General features: G+C 69.8%; 13 protein-coding genes. All 13 read left to right on the top strand.

The genetic code is table 11. The features are described 5' to 3' along the window. Nucleotides 1-2: 2 nt before the first annotated feature. The 13 genes from ABZZ04_RS02460 to nuoN are packed head-to-tail and all read left to right on the top strand — an operon-like array spanning nucleotide 3 to nucleotide 15,772. Nucleotides 3-557: an NADH-quinone oxidoreductase subunit B gene (locus tag ABZZ04_RS02460; protein WP_148838608.1), complete on the top strand. Its 555-nt coding sequence runs from the start codon at nucleotides 3-5 to the stop codon at nucleotides 555-557. After that, nucleotides 554-1,279: an NADH-quinone oxidoreductase subunit C gene (locus ABZZ04_RS02455; protein ID WP_356930324.1), complete on the top strand. Its 726-nt coding sequence runs from the start codon at nucleotides 554-556 to the stop codon at nucleotides 1,277-1,279. The genes ABZZ04_RS02460 and ABZZ04_RS02455 overlap by 4 nt, the downstream gene beginning before the upstream one ends. After that, complete coding sequence (locus ABZZ04_RS02450; RefSeq protein ID WP_148838610.1) at nucleotides 1,279-2,640, top strand: NADH-quinone oxidoreductase subunit D; 1,362 nt, start codon at nucleotides 1,279-1,281, stop codon at nucleotides 2,638-2,640. The genes ABZZ04_RS02455 and ABZZ04_RS02450 overlap by 1 nt, the downstream gene beginning before the upstream one ends. A gap of 29 nt (nucleotides 2,641-2,669) precedes the next feature. Beyond that, nucleotides 2,670-3,491 (top strand): NADH-quinone oxidoreductase subunit NuoE, encoded by an 822-nt coding sequence (nuoE, locus tag ABZZ04_RS02445; protein ID WP_356930646.1) that lies wholly within the window; start codon nucleotides 2,670-2,672, stop codon nucleotides 3,489-3,491. After that, nucleotides 3,491-4,867 (top strand): NADH-quinone oxidoreductase subunit NuoF, encoded by a 1,377-nt coding sequence (gene nuoF, locus ABZZ04_RS02440; RefSeq protein ID WP_356930323.1) that lies wholly within the window; start codon nucleotides 3,491-3,493, stop codon nucleotides 4,865-4,867. The genes nuoE and nuoF overlap by 1 nt, the downstream gene beginning before the upstream one ends. Next, a complete protein-coding gene (locus ABZZ04_RS02435; protein ID WP_356930322.1) occupies nucleotides 4,864-7,395 on the top strand; it encodes an NADH-quinone oxidoreductase subunit G in 2,532 nt (843 codons plus the stop codon). The genes nuoF and ABZZ04_RS02435 overlap by 4 nt, the downstream gene beginning before the upstream one ends. Further along, nucleotides 7,392-8,795 (top strand): NADH-quinone oxidoreductase subunit NuoH, encoded by a 1,404-nt coding sequence (nuoH, locus tag ABZZ04_RS02430; protein WP_356930321.1) that lies wholly within the window; start codon nucleotides 7,392-7,394, stop codon nucleotides 8,793-8,795. The genes ABZZ04_RS02435 and nuoH overlap by 4 nt, the downstream gene beginning before the upstream one ends. Next, the gene (gene nuoI / locus ABZZ04_RS02425; protein ID WP_356930320.1) at nucleotides 8,788-9,441 is read left to right on the top strand and encodes an NADH-quinone oxidoreductase subunit NuoI; all 654 of its coding nucleotides are present in this window, start codon (nucleotides 8,788-8,790) and stop codon (nucleotides 9,439-9,441) included. Before nuoH ends, nuoI begins: the two co-directional genes overlap by 8 nt. Further along, on the top strand, nucleotides 9,438-10,289 hold the full coding sequence (locus ABZZ04_RS02420) for an NADH-quinone oxidoreductase subunit J (RefSeq protein ID WP_356930319.1): 852 nt from the start codon (nucleotides 9,438-9,440) through the stop codon (nucleotides 10,287-10,289). Before nuoI ends, ABZZ04_RS02420 begins: the two co-directional genes overlap by 4 nt. Beyond that, complete coding sequence (gene nuoK / locus ABZZ04_RS02415) at nucleotides 10,286-10,585, top strand: NADH-quinone oxidoreductase subunit NuoK (RefSeq protein ID WP_356930318.1); 300 nt, start codon at nucleotides 10,286-10,288, stop codon at nucleotides 10,583-10,585. Before ABZZ04_RS02420 ends, nuoK begins: the two co-directional genes overlap by 4 nt. Before the next feature lie 14 nt (nucleotides 10,586-10,599). Beyond that, nucleotides 10,600-12,495: an NADH-quinone oxidoreductase subunit L gene (gene nuoL / locus ABZZ04_RS02410; RefSeq protein ID WP_356930317.1), complete on the top strand. Its 1,896-nt coding sequence runs from the start codon at nucleotides 10,600-10,602 to the stop codon at nucleotides 12,493-12,495. 5 nt (nucleotides 12,496-12,500) lie between these two features. Next, entirely contained in the window at nucleotides 12,501-14,111 is a 1,611-nt protein-coding gene (locus ABZZ04_RS02405; protein ID WP_356930316.1) for an NADH-quinone oxidoreductase subunit M, read from the top strand. Next, nucleotides 14,108-15,772, top strand: coding sequence for an NADH-quinone oxidoreductase subunit NuoN (nuoN, locus tag ABZZ04_RS02400; RefSeq protein WP_356930315.1), 1,665 nt, complete (start codon nucleotides 14,108-14,110; stop codon nucleotides 15,770-15,772). Before ABZZ04_RS02405 ends, nuoN begins: the two co-directional genes overlap by 4 nt. The last annotated feature ends 5 nt before the right edge of the window (nucleotides 15,773-15,777 follow it).

The following is a 15,777-nucleotide window of genomic DNA, read 5'->3' as shown; positions in this document are numbered from 1 at the left end:
CCATGGGACTCGAAGAGAAGCTGCCCAGCGGCTTCGTGCTGACCACTGTCGAGCAGGCCGCCGGCTGGGTACGGAAGTCCTCCGTCTTCCCCGCCACCTTCGGCCTCGCCTGCTGCGCCATCGAGATGATGACGACCGGAGCCGGGCGTTACGACCTGGCCCGTTTCGGGATGGAGGTCTTCCGCGGATCGCCGCGTCAGGCGGATCTGATGATCGTGGCAGGACGGGTCAGCCAGAAGATGGCTCCCGTCCTGCGGCAGGTCTACGACCAGATGCCCAACCCCAAGTGGGTGATCTCCATGGGGGTTTGCGCATCGTCGGGCGGAATGTTCAACAATTACGCCATTGTTCAGGGTGTTGATCATATTGTTCCGGTTGACATCTATTTGCCGGGTTGTCCGCCGCGACCCGAGATGCTGATGGACGCGATCCTCAAGCTCCACCAGAAGATCCAGGGCTCCAAGCTCGGGGTCAACGCGCAGGAGGCCGCCCACGAGGCGGAGGAAGCGGCACTCAAGGCGCTGCCCCTGATCGACATGAAGGGGCTGCTGCGATGAGCGAGAGCCACAACCACGAGGAGCGCGACGGCAACGGCGTGCCCGCCCCGCGCGACGAGGGCGGCGAGGTCATCGGCGTACGCAGGGGCATGTTCGGCGCCAACAACGGCGGCGACACCTCCGGCTACGGCGGCCTCGTCCGCACCGTGGCCCTGCCGGGCGCCGCCTCCCGGCCGTACGGCGGCTGGTTCGACGAGGTCGCGGACGAGCTCGAAGGGGCCCTGGAGGAGCAGGACCTGCTGCCCGCCAACGCCATCGAGAAGGCCGTCGTCGACCGCGGCGAGCTCACCTTCCACATCGCCCGCGAACACCTCGTCCCGGTCGCCCGCACCCTGCGCGACGACCCGGCACTGCGCTTCGAGCTCTGCACGGGGGTGAGCGGTGTCCACTACCCAGGCGACAAGGGCCGGGAGCTGCACGTCGTCTACCACCTGCGCTCGATCACGCACGGCCGGCTGATCCGGCTGGAGGTGTCGGCCCCGGACAGCGACCCGCACGTCCCGTCCCTGGTGCCGGTCTACCCGACCAACGACTGGCACGAGCGCGAGACCTACGACTTCTTCGGGCTCGTCTTCGACGGGCATCCCGCCCTCACCCGGATCATGATGCCGGACGACTGGCAGGGCTTCCCGCAGCGCAAGGACTACCCGCTCGGCGGCATCGCCGTCGAGTACAAGGGCGCCCAGATCCCGGCTCCGGACCAGCGGAGGTCGTACTCCTGATGTCTACTCCACACCCCCACCGCACCGCGTCGGAGCCCTCCGGGACGCCCCTCTCGGATGCCCGCGACACGACCGAGGGGACTGTATATACAGTCACCGGCGGCGACTGGGACGAGGTCGTCCAGTCCGCGGCCAAGTCCGACGACGAGCGCATCATCGTCAACATGGGTCCCCAGCACCCGTCCACGCACGGGGTGCTGCGGCTGATCCTGGAGATCGACGGCGAGACCGTCACCGAGGCCCGCTGCGGCATCGGCTACCTCCACACCGGCATCGAGAAGAACCTCGAATTCCGGAACTGGACCCAGGGCACCACCTTCGTCACGCGCATGGACTACCTGACGCCGTTCTACAACGAGGCGGCGTACTGCCTGGGGGTCGAGAAGCTCCTCGGCATCGAGGACCAGATCCCCGACCGGGCCAGCGTCCTGCGCGTGCTGCTGATGGAGCTCAACCGGATCTCCTCGCACCTGGTGTGCATCGCCACCGGCGGCATGGAGCTCGGCGCCACCACGATCATGATCTACGGCTTCCGCGATCGTGAACTCGTTCTCGACCTCTTCGAGCTGATCACCGGCCTGCGCATGAACCACGCGTTCATCCGGCCCGGCGGACTCGCCCAGGACCTGCCGCCCGGCGCGATCGACCAGCTGCGCGAGTTCGTGAAGACCATGAAGAAGAACCTGCCGGAGTACGACAAGCTCGCCACCGGCAACCCCATCTTCAAGGCCCGCATGCAGGACGTCGGCTACCTCGACCTGACCGGCTGCATGGCGCTCGGCGTCACCGGCCCGATGCTGCGCTCCGCCGGACTCCCGCACGACCTGCGCAAGACCGACCCCTACTGCGGGTACGAGAACTACGAGTTCGACGTCCCCACCGCCGACAGCTGCGACGCCTACGGCCGCTTCCTCATCCGCCTGGAGGAGATGCGCCAGTCGCTGCGGATCGTCGAGCAGTGCATCGACCGGCTCGCCCCCGGACCGGTGATGGTCGCCGACAAGAAGATCGCCTGGCCGGCGCAGCTCGCGCTCGGCCCGGACGGCCTGGGCAACTCGCTCGACCACATCAAGAAGATCATGGGCACCTCCATGGAGGCCCTGATCCACCACTTCAAGCTGGTGACCGAGGGCTTCCGGGTCCCGGCCGGGCAGGCGTACACCGCCGTCGAGTCCCCCAAGGGCGAGCTCGGCGTGCACGTCGTCTCGGACGGGGGCACCCGCCCCTACCGGGTCCACTTCCGCGACCCGTCCTTCACCAACCTCCAGGCCATGGCGGCGATGTGCGAGGGCGGCCAGGTCGCCGACGTCATCGTCGCCGTCGCGTCCATCGACCCCGTGATGGGAGGCGTCGACCGGTGACCGAAGCACGTCAGGAAGTCAGTCTGGGGATGCCGCAGCTCCCCGCCCCCGCCTACCCGGCCGAGGTGCGCGCCAGGCTCGAAGCGGACGCGGAGGAGGTGATCGCCCGCTACCCCGACAGCCGCTCCGCCCTGCTGCCCCTGCTGCACCTGGTGCAGTCCGAGGAGGGCTACGTGTCCCGCACCGGCATGGCGTTCTGCGCGGACGTGCTCGGCCTCACCACCGCCGAGGTCACCGCCGTCGCCACCTTCTACACGATGTACCGGCGCAGGCCCAGTGGCGACTACCAGGTCGGTGTCTGCACCAACACCCTGTGCGCGGTGATGGGCGGCGACGCCATCTTCGACCGGCTCAAGGAACACCTCGGCGTCGGCAACGACGAGACCACCGAGGACGGGAAGATTACCCTTGAACACATCGAGTGCAACGCGGCCTGCGACTTCGCCCCCGTGGTGATGGTCAACTGGGAGTTCTTCGACAACCAGACGCCCCAGAGCGCGACCCGCCTGGTCGACGACCTGATCGCCGGGCGCACCGTCGAACCCACCCGCGGCGCCCCGCTGTGCTCCTACAAGGAGACCGCCCGCATCCTGGCCGGCTTCCCCGACGAGCGCCCCGGCGCCGTCGAGGCGTCCGGCGGCGCGGGTCCCGCCTCGCTGATCGGCCTCCGGCTCGCCAGGGGCGAGGAGCCGCACCCGCGCGTCGTCGCCCCGCGCGGCGAACGCCCCACCGGCGCCCGGCCCCACGACCCGTCGCCGTCCGAGCACCTCAGCTCGCACGACGCACCGCAGCAGACCTCGGCCTCCGACCCGGACCACCCGGCCGGCCCGATCGCCGAGGAGGGGGAGTGATGACGTTGGCGACCGAGATCAACGACAACGGAAGCGGCAACGGGGGCAGCCCGGAGAAGCTCCTCGCCCCCGTCCTCTCCGCCTTCTGGGACGAACCCGGGTCCTGGACCCTGGAGACCTACCGGCGCCACGAGGGGTACGAGGGACTGCGCAAGGCCCTCGCCATGGCACCGGACGACCTCATCGCCTACGTCAAGGACTCCGGCCTGCGCGGCCGCGGCGGCGCGGGCTTCCCCACCGGGATGAAGTGGCAGTTCATCCCGCAGGGCGACGGCAAGCCCCACTACCTGGTGGTCAACGCCGACGAGTCGGAACCGGGCACCTGCAAGGACATCCCCCTCCTGTTCGCCAACCCGCACAGCCTCATCGAGGGCATCGTGATCGCCTGCTACGCGATCCGCTCCTCGCACGCCTTCATCTACCTGCGCGGCGAGGTCGTCCCCGTACTGCGACGACTGCACGAGGCCGTGCGCGAGGCGTACGAGGCGGGCTTCCTCGGGAAGGACATCCTGGGCTCCGGGCTCGACCTGGAACTCACCGTGCACGCGGGCGCCGGCGCGTACATCTGCGGTGAGGAGACCGCACTGCTCGACTCGCTCGAAGGGCGCCGCGGCCAGCCCCGGCTGCGACCCCCCTTCCCCGCGGTCGCCGGTCTGTACGCCTGCCCCACAGTGGTGAACAACGTCGAATCCATCGCCTCGGTTCCCGCGATCCTGAACAAGGGCAAGGACTGGTTCAAGTCGATGGGCAGCGAGAAGTCCCCCGGCTTCACGCTGTACTCGCTCAGCGGGCACGTCGCGAGCCCCGGCCAGTACGAGGCCCCGCTCGGCATCACGCTGCGCCAGCTGCTCGACATGAGCGGCGGCATGCGCCCCGGGCACCGGCTGAAGTTCTGGACCCCGGGCGGCTCGTCCACCCCGATGTTCACCGACGAACACCTCGACGTCCCCCTCGACTACGAGGGCGTCGGCGCCGCCGGCTCCATGCTCGGCACCAAGGCGCTCCAGTGCTTCGACGAGACCACCTGCGTCGTGCGCGCCGTCACCCGCTGGACCGAGTTCTACGCCCACGAGTCCTGCGGCAAGTGCACACCCTGCCGCGAGGGCACGTACTGGCTCGTCCAGCTGCTCCGCGACATCGAGGCGGGCAAGGGCCGGATGGGCGACCTCGACAAGCTGAACGACATCGCCGACAACATCAACGGCAAGTCCTTCTGCGCCCTCGGTGACGGTGCCGCCTCGCCGATCTTCTCCTCGCTGAAGTACTTCCGCGAGGAGTACGAGCAGCACATCACGGGCAAGGGCTGCCCCTTCGATCCCGCCAGGTCCACCGCGTGGGCCGACGACAAGAACGCTCACCAGGGGGTGAACGCATGACAGTCACCACGAGTGCGCCCTCCGGGGGCGGCGAGGCGGCCATCCCGCCCGAGGACCTGGTCACGCTGACCATCGACGGCATCGAGATCAGCGTGCCCAAGGGCACCCTGGTCATCCGGGCCGCCGAACTCCTCGGCATCGAGATCCCGCGCTTCTGCGACCACCCGCTCCTCGACCCGGCCGGTGCCTGCCGCCAGTGCATCGTCGAGGTCGAGGGCCAGCGCAAGCCGATGGCGTCCTGCACCATCACCTGCACCGACGGCATGGTGGTGAGGTCGCAGCTGACCTCGCCCGTCGCCGAGAAGGCGCAGAAGGGTGTGATGGAGCTGCTGCTCATCAACCACCCGCTGGACTGCCCGGTCTGCGACAAGGGCGGCGAGTGCCCGCTGCAGAACCAGGCGATGTCGCACGGCGACGCGGACTCCCGCTTCGAGGGGAAGAAGCGCACCTACGAGAAGCCCGTCCCGATCTCCACCCAGGTGCTGCTGGACCGCGAGCGCTGCGTGCTCTGCGCGCGCTGCACCCGGTTCTCCAACCAGGTGGCGGGCGACCCGATGATCGAGCTGATCGAGCGCGGCGCGCTCCAGCAGGTCGGCACCGGCGAGGGCGACCCGTTCCAGTCGTACTTCTCCGGGAACACCATCCAGATCTGCCCGGTCGGGGCGCTGACCTCGGCGGCGTACCGGTTCCGTTCCCGCCCCTTCGACCTGGTGTCCTCGCCGTCGGTGTGCGAGCACTGCGCGGGCGGCTGCGCCACCCGCACCGACCACCGGCGCGGCAAGGTCATGCGGCGGCTCGCCGCCGACGACCCCGAGGTCAACGAGGAGTGGGTCTGCGACAAGGGCCGCTTCGCCTTCCGCTACGCCCAGCAGCGCGACCGGCTCACCACCCCGCTGGTGCGCAACGCGGACGGGGTCCTGGAACCGGCGAGCTGGCCCGAGGCGCTGGCCGCCGCCGCCACCGGACTGGCCGCCGCGCGCGGCCGGACGGGGGTGCTCACCGGCGGCCGACTGACCGTCGAGGACGCCTACGCGTACGGCAAGTTCGCCCGGGTCGTGCTGGACACCAACGACGTCGACTTCCGGGCCCGCGCGCACAGCAACGAGGAGGCCGACTTCCTGGCCGCCCGCGTCGCCGGACGCGGCCGGGACCTGGACGGCACGGGGGTCACGTACACCTCGCTGGAGAAGGCCCCGACGGTGCTGCTGGCCGGGTTCGAGTCGGAGGAGGAGGCGCCCGGCGTCTTCCTGCGGCTGCGCAAGGCGATGCGCAAGCACGGACAGCGCACCTTCGCCATCGCCTCGCACGCCACCCGGGGCCTGGAGAAGGCGGGCGGCACGCTGCTCCCCGCCGCCCCCGGCACCGAGACCGAGTGGCTGGACGCGATCGCGGGCGGCGTCGGCCTCGACGGCGACGGAGCCGTGGCGGCCGAGGCGCTGCGCGGCGAGGGCTCCCTGATCGTGGTCGGCGAGCGGCTCGCCGCGGTGCCCGGCGCCCTGACCGCCGCGGTGCGGACCGCCACCGCGACCGGGGCCGCGCTGGTGTGGATCCCGCGCCGGGCCGGTGAACGCGGTGCCGTGGAGGCGGGCGCGCTGCCGTCGCTGCTGCCCGGCGGCCGGCCGGCGACCGACCCGCGGGCCAGGGACGAGGTGGCGGCCGTCTGGGGCGTGGGCGAACTCCCGTCCCGCTTCGGACGCGACACCGACCAGATCGTGGAGGCCGCGGCCACCGGCGAACTGGGCGCGCTGCTCGTCGCCGGGGTCGAGCCGAGGGACCTGCCGGACCCGGCCCGCGCCCTGGAGGCGCTCGACGAGGTCGGCTTCCTGGTCTCGCTGGAGCAGCGGCCGGGCGAGGTCACCGAACGCGCCGACGTGGTCCTCCCGGTCGCCGCGGTGGCCGAGAAGTCCGGCACCTTCCTCAACTGGGAGGGCCGGGCGCGGATGTTCGAGGCGGCGCTGAAGCCCGAGCAGATGACGCGCACCCTCGCGCCGACCGACGCCCGGGTGCTGCACATGCTGGCCGACGCACTGGCCGGGGTCACGGACGCCGAGGGACCGGCCCGCTTCGCGCTGCCGGACCTGCGGTCCGTGCGCCGCGAGCTGGACCGGCTCGGCGGCTGGACCGGTGCGCACGCCGACGACCCGAACGAGACGGCGCGGCCGCTGCCCAGGCCCGGCACCGGCGAGGCGGTCCTCGCGGGCCACCGGATGCTGCTCGACCTGGGCCGCCTCCAGGAGGGCGACGAGGCGCTGGCCGGCACCCGGCACGCCGCGGTCGCCCGGCTCTCCGCCGCCACCGCGGCCGAGACGGGAGTGAAGGACGGCGACCTGCTGGCCGTCACCGGCCCCGCGGGCGCCGTCGAACTCCCGCTGAAGGTCACCGACATGCCGGACCGGGTGGTCTGGGTGCCGCTGAACTCCGTCGGGCGGGGCGTCCCGGCCGACACCGGCGCCCGGCCCGGCGGCCTGGTCCGGATCGGCCCCGCCGCACCGGGCTCCCACGACACCGCATCGGAGGTGGGGGCGTGAGTGCCTTCGCTGAACTGGCCGCGGCGCCGCACGGTGCCGTGCTCGCCGCCGAGGACCTGTCGATGTTCGGCACCGACCCGTGGTGGCTCGTCGGCATCAAGGCCGTGTTCTGCTTCGCGTTCCTGATGGTGACGGTGCTCTTCTCCATCGTGTGGGAGCGCAAGGTCGTCGCCTGGATGCAGCTGCGCATCGGCCCCAACCGGAACGGGCCCTGGGGCCTGCTCCAGTCGCTGGCCGACGGCGTGAAGCTGATGCTGAAGGAAGACGTCATCGTCAAGCGCGCCGACAAGGTCGTGTACGTGCTCGCGCCGATCGTCGCCGCCATCCCGGCGTTCATGGCGATCGCCGTGATCCCGTTCGGCCCGTCCGGCAACGAGGTCTCGATCTTCGGACACCGCACGACGATGCAGCTCACCGACCTGCCGATCGCGATGCTCTACATCCTCGCGGTCGCCTCGGTCGGGATCTACGGCATCGTGCTGGCGGGCTGGTCGTCCGGATCGACGTACCCGCTCCTGGGCGGTCTGCGCTCCTGCGCGCAGATGATCAGCTACGAGATCGCGATGGGGGCCGCGTTCGCCTCGGTCTTCCTCTACTCCGGGTCGATGTCGACCTCGAAGATCGTGGAGGCGCAGGAGGACCGCTGGTTCATCCTGCTGCTGCCGGTCTCCTTCATCATCTACATCGTCACGATGGTCGGCGAGACCAACCGGGCCCCGTTCGACATGCCGGAGTCCGAGGGCGACCTGGTCGGCGGCTTCAACACCGAGTACTCGTCGATCAAGTTCGCGATGTTCATGCTCGCCGAGTACGTGAACATGGTGACGGTCTCCGCGGTGTCGGTGACCCTCTTCCTGGGCGGCTGGCGGGCCCCGTACCCGATCAGCACCTTCTGGGAGGGCGCGAACCACGGCTGGTGGCCGATGCTCTGGTTCGTCATCAAGGTCCAGCTGCTGCTGTTCTTCTTCATCTGGCTGCGCGGCACGCTGCCCCGCGTCCGCTACGACCAGCTGATGAAGCTCGGCTGGAAGGTCCTGATCCCGGTCTCAGTGCTCTGGCTGATGATGGTCGCCACCGTGCGGGCGCTGAGCAACGAGGGCTACGACTTCTCCCGGATCGTGCTGTACGTGGCGGGCACCGTGCTCGCGATCCTGCTGATCTCCTTCGTCGTCGACGTCTTCCGCGACAGGAAGGTCCGGGTGGAGGCCGAGAAGGCGGGCCCGGAGCCGGAGTTCGATCCGATGGCGGGCGGATTCCCCGTACCGCCGCTGCCGGGCCAGACCCTGCCGCCGGTGCCGCGCCGCAGGCCGCGGGGCGAGCGGGAGCTCGTTGTCAGTGGCGGGTCGGATACTCAGAGTGACGAGCACGCGAGTGACGGAAAGGAGACGGACGGTGTCTGATTCGTCAGAGTCCTCGGGGTCTTCGAAATCCTCGGAATCCTCGGAGAAGTTCCAGAACCCCGTCGCCGGCTTCGGCGTGACCTTCAAGGCCATGTTCAAGAAGCGGCTGACCGAGCAGTACCCGGAGACGCCGAAGGTGACGGCGCCGCGCTTCCACGGCCGGCACCAGCTCAACCGCCACCCGGACGGCCTGGAGAAGTGCGTCGGCTGCGAGCTGTGCGCCTGGGCCTGCCCGGCGGACGCGATCTACGTGGAGGGCGCGGACAACACCGACGAGGAGCGCTACTCCCCGGGCGAGCGCTACGGACGCGTCTACCAGATCAACTACGCGCGCTGCATTCTCTGCGGGCTGTGCATCGAGGCGTGCCCCACCCGGGCGCTCACGATGACCAACGAGTTCGAGCTCGCCAACACCACCCGCGAGAGCCTCATCTACACCAAGGACGAGCTCCTCGCGGGCCTGGAGGAGGGCATGGTCGACACCCCGCACGCGATCTACCCGGGGATGGACGAGCAGGACTACTACCGGGGCCTGGTCTCCGGCGCCGCCCCCGGCACGGAGCGTCAGACCGCGGTCTCCAAGGGCGAGAAGCCCTCGGACGACGCCCACGAGAGCAACGGCTCGGCGCGGGGGGTGGACGCATGACCGCCCTGGCCGCCGCGGCCTCGACCGGCGAGGCCGTCCAGTTCTGGGTGCTGGGCGTCGTCGCCGTGATCGGGGCGCTGTCCACCGTACTGATGAAGAAGGCCGTGCACAGCGCGCTGAGCCTCGCCGGGACCATGATCGTCCTGGCGGTGTTCTACCTGGCCAACGGCGCGTACTTCCTGGGCATCGTCCAGATCGTCGTCTACACCGGCGCGATCATGATGCTGTTCCTCTTCGTGGTCATGCTCGTCGGCGTCACCGCGGCCGACTCGCTGAAGGAGACCCTCAAGGGGCAGCGCTGGCTGGCCGCGGGCTGCGGCCTCGGCTTCGGCGTCCTGCTGATCGCCGGCATCGGCAACGCCTCGCTGAACAGCTTCAACGGGCTGGGCACCGCCAACACCGCACACGGCGGGAACGTGGAGGGGCTGGCCAGCCTCATCTTCACCAAGTACGTCTTCGCCTTCGAGATCACCGGCGCCCTGCTGATCACGGCCACGGTCGGCGCGATGGTGCTCACCCACCGGGAGCGCACCGAGCGGGCCAGGACCCAGCGGGAGCTGTCCGAGGAGCGGGTGCGCGGCACGCAGCTGCCGCCGCTGCCCGCGCCCGGCGTGTACGCCCGGCACAACGCCGTGGACATCCCGGGGCTGCTCCCGGACGGCACCCCGTCCGATCTCACCGTCATGCGGACGCTGCGCGACCGCGGTCAGATCCGCGATGTGTCGCACGAGTCGCTGGACCGGCTCAAGGCGCTGGAGCAGCGCTCCGGCGAGCGGCTCGGCCGGGCCGCCGAGCCCGGCCGCACCGGTGAATCCGACCGGGCCGACGAAGAGGAGGTCGCCAAGTGAATCCGGTCAACTACCTCTATCTCGCCGCCCTGCTGTTCACCATCGGTGCGTCCGGGGTGCTGATCCGACGGAACGCGATCGTGCTGTTCATGTGCGTGGAGCTGATGCTCAACGCCTGCAACCTCGCACTCGTGACCTTCTCCCGGATGCACGGCAACCTCGACGGCCAGATCATCGCCTTCTTCACGATGGTCGTCGCCGCCGCGGAGGTCGTGGTGGGGCTCGCGATCATCGTGTCGGTGTTCCGTTCCCGCCACTCGGCCTCGGTCGACGACGCCAGCCTGATGAAGCTGTAAGGGGACGTTGAATCGTGGAGAATCTGATTGCGCTGCTCGTCGCGGCGCCTCTGCTCGGAGCGGCGGTCCTGCTCTGCGGCGGCCGACGGCTGGACCGCGCCGGACACTGGCTCGGCACCCTGCTCGCCGCCGCCTCGTTCGTCATCGGCGTCGTGCTCTTCCTCGACCTGCTGGGGAAGGGCGCCGAGGACCGGACGCTGCACCAGAAGCTGTTCAGCTGGGTTCCGGTCGAGGGCTTCCAGGCCGACGTGGCCTTCCAGCTCGACCAGCTGTCGATGACTTTCGTGCTGCTGATCACCGGTGTGGGCACCCTGATCCACATCTACTCGATCGGCTACATGGAGCACGACGAGCGCCGTCGCCGCTTCTTCGGCTATCTGAACCTGTTCCTCGCGGCGATGCTGCTGCTGGTCCTCGCCGACAACTACCTGCTGCTGTACGCCGGATGGGAGGGCGTCGGTCTGGCGTCGTACCTGCTGATCGGCTTCTGGCAGCACAAGCCCAGCGCGGCCACGGCCGCCAAGAAGGCGTTCCTGGTCAACCGCGTCGGCGACATGGGCCTGTCGATCGCGATCATGCTGATGTTCACCACCTTCGGCACCTTCGCCTTCGGCCCCGTGCTGGAGGCGACGGGGGAGACGGGCGAGGGCAAGCTGACGGCGATCGGCCTGATGCTGCTGCTCGCGGCCTGCGGCAAGTCGGCCCAGGTGCCGCTGCAGTCCTGGCTCGGTGACGCGATGGAGGGCCCGACCCCGGTCTCGGCCCTCATCCACGCCGCGACGATGGTGACCGCGGGCGTGTACCTGATCGTCAGGTCCGGCGCGATCTTCAACGCCGCGCCGGACGCACAGCTGGTCGTCGTGATCGTCGGAGCCGTCACGCTGCTCTTCGGTGCGATCGTCGGTTGCGCGAAGGACGACATCAAGAAGGCCCTCGCCGGGTCGACGATGTCGCAGATCGGCTACATGATCCTGGCCGCCGGGCTCGGCCCGATCGGCTACGTCTTCGCGATCATGCACCTGGTGACGCACGGCTTCTTCAAGGCCGGGCTCTTCCTCGGCGCCGGCTCGGTCATGCACGGCATGAACGACGAGGTGGACATGCGGAAGTTCGGCGGCCTGCGCAAGTACATGCCGGTCACCTTCGTCACCTTCGGTCTCGGCTACCTGGCGATCATCGGCTTCCCCGGCCTGTCCGGCTTCTTCTCCAAGGACAAGATCATCGAGGCGGCCTTCGCCAAGGGCGGCACCGAGGGCTGGATCCTCGGCTCGGTGGCCCTGCTGGGCGCCGCGATCACCGCGTTCTACATGACGCGCGTGATGCTGATGACGTTCTTCGGCGAGAAGCGCTGGCAGCCCGACGCGGAGGGCAACGAGCCCCACCCGCACGAGTCCCCGAAGTCGATGACCATCCCCATGATCGTCCTCGCGGTCGGCTCGGTCCTCGCCGGAGGCTTCTTCTCCATCGGCGACCGCTTCCTGAACTGGCTGGAGCCGGTCACCGGCCACAGCCACGGACACGCGCCGGTCAGCGCCACCACGGTCACCGCCGCCACGATGGTGGTGCTCGTCGTCGGCGTCGCCATCGCCTGGGCGATGTACGGACGCAAGCCCGTGCCGGTCGTCGCCCCGCGCGGCTCGCTGCTCACCCGGGCCGCCCGCCGCGATCTCCTCCAGGACGACTTCAACCACGTGGTCCTGGTCCGCGGCGGCGAGCACCTCACCCGCTCCCTGGTGTACGTCGACCACACCCTGGTCGACGGTGTCGTCAACGGCACGGCCGCCTCGATGGGCGGGCTCTCCGGCCGGCTGCGCAAGCTGCAGAACGGCTACGCCCGCTCCTACGCGGTCTCGATGTTCGGCGGTACGGCGATCGTCATCGCCGCGACCCTGCTGATGAGGGCGGTCTGATCACCATGTCCTTTCCCCTCCTGACAGCGACGGCGGCACTCCCGGCGATCGGTGCGGTCGCCACCGCCGCCGTCCCGGCCGCCAGGCGCACCGCCGCCAAATGGACGGCGCTGGTGTTCTCGCTGGCCACGCTCGTCCTGGCGGGCGTCGCGCTCGCCCGCTTCGAGCCCGGCGGCGACCGCTACCAGCTCACCGAATCGCACGCCTGGATCAAGGACTTCGGCGTCCGCTACGAGCTGGGCGTGGACGGCATCGGGGTGGCGCTCATGGCGCTCACCGCGCTGCTGATCCCCTTCGTCATCCTGGCCGGCTGGCACGACGCCGACCCTTCCCCGAGCTCTCAACTCCGTTCGAGCAGGGGACGCCCCATCGAGACCAAGCCGTATCGATGGCGCCCGACCCAGGGCTTCTTCGCCCTGATCCTGATGGTCGAGGCGATGGTGATCCTCTCCTTCGAGGCCACCGACGTCTTCCTCTTCTACATCCTCTTCGAAGCCATGCTCATCCCGATGTACTTCCTCATCGGCGGCTTCGGGGACCGGGCGCACAGCGGCAGCGACGAGAACGCGGCGGCCCAGCGCTCGTACGCCGCGGTCAAGTTCCTCCTCTACAACCTGGCCGGCGGGCTCATCATGCTGGCCGCCGTGATCGGGCTGTACGTGGTCGCGGGGACGTTCTCGCTCTCCGAGATCGCCGCGGCCCGCGCCGACGGCTCGCTGTCCATGGCGACCGGCACCGAGCGCTGGCTGTTCCTCGGGTTCTTCTTCGCCTTCGCGGTGAAGGCCCCGCTGTGGCCGCTGCACACCTGGCTGCCCAACGCCATGGGCGAGGCGACCTCCCCGGTCGCCGTCCTGATCACCGCGGTCGTCGACAAGGTCGGCACGTTCGCGATGCTCCGCTTCTGCCTCCAGCTCTTCCCGGAGGCCAGCAAGTGGGCGACCCCGGTGATCGTCGTCCTGGCACTGGTCAGCATCGTGTACGGAGCGCTGCTCGCCGTCGGCCAGCGCGACATCAAGCGCCTGATCGCCTACGCGTCGATCTCGCACTTCGGCTTCATCATCCTGGGCATCTTCGCGATGACCAGCCAGGGCCAGTCCGGCGCCACGCTCTACATGGTCAACCACGGCATCTCGACCGCGGCGCTGATGCTGGTGGCGGGCTTCCTGATCACCCGGCGCGGGTCGCGGCTCATCGCCGACTACGGCGGGGTGCAGAAGGTGGCGCCGATCCTGGCCGGCACCTTCCTGATCGGCGGTCTGGCCACCCTGTCGCTGCCCGGACTCGCCCCGTTCGTCAGTGAGTTCCTGGTCCTGGTCGGCGCGTTCAGCGCCTACCCGGCGGCGGGCATCGTCGCCACGACCGGCATCGTCCTCGCCGCGCTCTACGTCCTCGTCCTCTACCAGCGGACGATGACGGGCCCGGTGAAGGAAGAGGTCCGGGGCATGGCGGACCTCAAGGTCAGGGAACTGACCGTGGTCGTCCCGCTGATCGGGCTGCTGCTCTTCCTGGGCGTCTACCCGAAGCCGCTGACCGAGATCGTCAACCCGGCGGTGCAGCACACCATGTCGGACGTCCAGAAGAAGGACCCCCAGCCCGAGGTGGAGGCCGCCAAGTGAGCGCAACAGCTGTCCACAACCTGTGGACGACGGCGGGAGGGGTGACGACGGCGGCCCCGGGCGAGAAGTTCGAGGCGCCGGTCATCGAGTACACCCAGCTGATGCCGGTCCTCATCGTGATCGGTGTGGCCGTCCTGGGCGTGCTCGTCGAGGCCTTCGTGCCGCGCCGGGCCCGCCACTACACCCAGGTCTTCCTGACGGTCGTCGCCCTGGCCGCCGCGTTCGCCGCGGTCGTCGGCCTGGCCGCCGGGGGATACGCCACGACGAAGGCCCACATCGCCGCGATGGGCGCCATCGCGATCGACGGGCCGACGCTGTTCCTGCAGGGCACCATCCTGCTGACGTCGCTGGTCGCCGTCTTCACCTTCGCCGAGCGCCGCCTCGACCCGGCCGCGCACGGCAACCGGGTGGACTCCTTCGCCGCCCAGGCCGCCTCGGTCCCCGGCAGCGACAGCGAGAAGGCCGCGGTCAAGGCCGGATTCACCACCACCGAGGTCTTCCCGCTGGTCCTGTTCTCGGTGGCCGGCATGCTGGTCTTCCCGGCGGCCAACGACCTGCTGACGCTCTTCGTGGCCCTGGAGGTCTTCTCCCTTCCGCTCTACCTCCTGTGCGCCGTCGCCCGCCGCAAGCGGCTGATGTCGCAGGAGGCCGCGGTGAAGTACTTCCTGCTCGGCGCGTTCTCCTCGGCGTTCCTGCTCTTCGGGATCGCCCTGCTCTACGGGTACGCGGGCTCCGTCTCGTACGCGCGCATCGCCCAGGTGATCGACGGCTCGGTCACCCGGGTCGACCCGGCGCTCGCCGACACCATGGGCAACGACGCGCTGCTCCTGATCGGCGGCGCGATGATCCTGACCGGCCTGCTCTTCAAGGTCGGTGCCGTCCCGTTCCACATGTGGACCCCGGACGTCTACCAGGGCGCCCCGACCCCGGTCACCGGCTTCATGGCCGCGGCCACCAAGGTCGCCGCGTTCGGCGCGCTGCTGCGCCTGCTGTACGTGGTGCTGCCGGGGCTCGCCTGGGACTGGCGTCCGGTGATGTGGGGCGTCGCGATCGTCACGATGCTGGGCGGCGCGGTCGTCGCCATCACCCAGACCGACATCAAGCGGCTGCTCGCCTACTCCTCGATCGCCCACGCCGGCTTCATCCTCGCCGGTGTGATCGCCACGACCCCGGACGGCATCTCGTCGGTCCTCTTCTACCTGGGCGCGTACTCCTTCGTGACGGTCGGCGCGTTCGCCGTCGTCACCCTGGTGCGCGACGCGGGCGGGGAGGCCACGCACCTGTCGAAGTGGGCCGGGCTCGGCCGCCGCTCGCCGCTGGTCGCCGCGGTCTTCGCGGTGTTCCTGCTGGCCTTCGCCGGCATCCCGCTCACCTCCGGTTTCTCCGGGAAGTTCGCCGTCTTCAAGGCTGCGGCGGACGGCGGGGCGAGCGGTCTGGTCGTGGTCGGTGTGATCTCCTCGGCCATCGCCGCGTTCTTCTACATCAGGGTCATCGTGCTGATGTTCTTCAGCGAGCCGAAGGCGGACGGCCCCACGGTCGCCGTCCCGTCCCCGCTGACGATGACGACGATCGCGGTCGGCGTCGCCGTCACCCTGGTGCTGGGCCTGGCCCCGCAGTACTTCCTGGACCTGGCGAGCCAGGCGGGAGTCTTCGTGCGGTAGCACCC

Source organism: Streptomyces sp. NPDC006435, from assembly GCF_040612315.1.
In the GTDB taxonomy this organism is placed as follows: Bacteria; Actinomycetota; Actinomycetes; order Streptomycetales; family Streptomycetaceae; genus Streptomyces.
The sequence above is the reverse complement of the archived record's forward strand: the minus strand, read 5'-3'. Positions and strand labels throughout refer to the sequence as shown.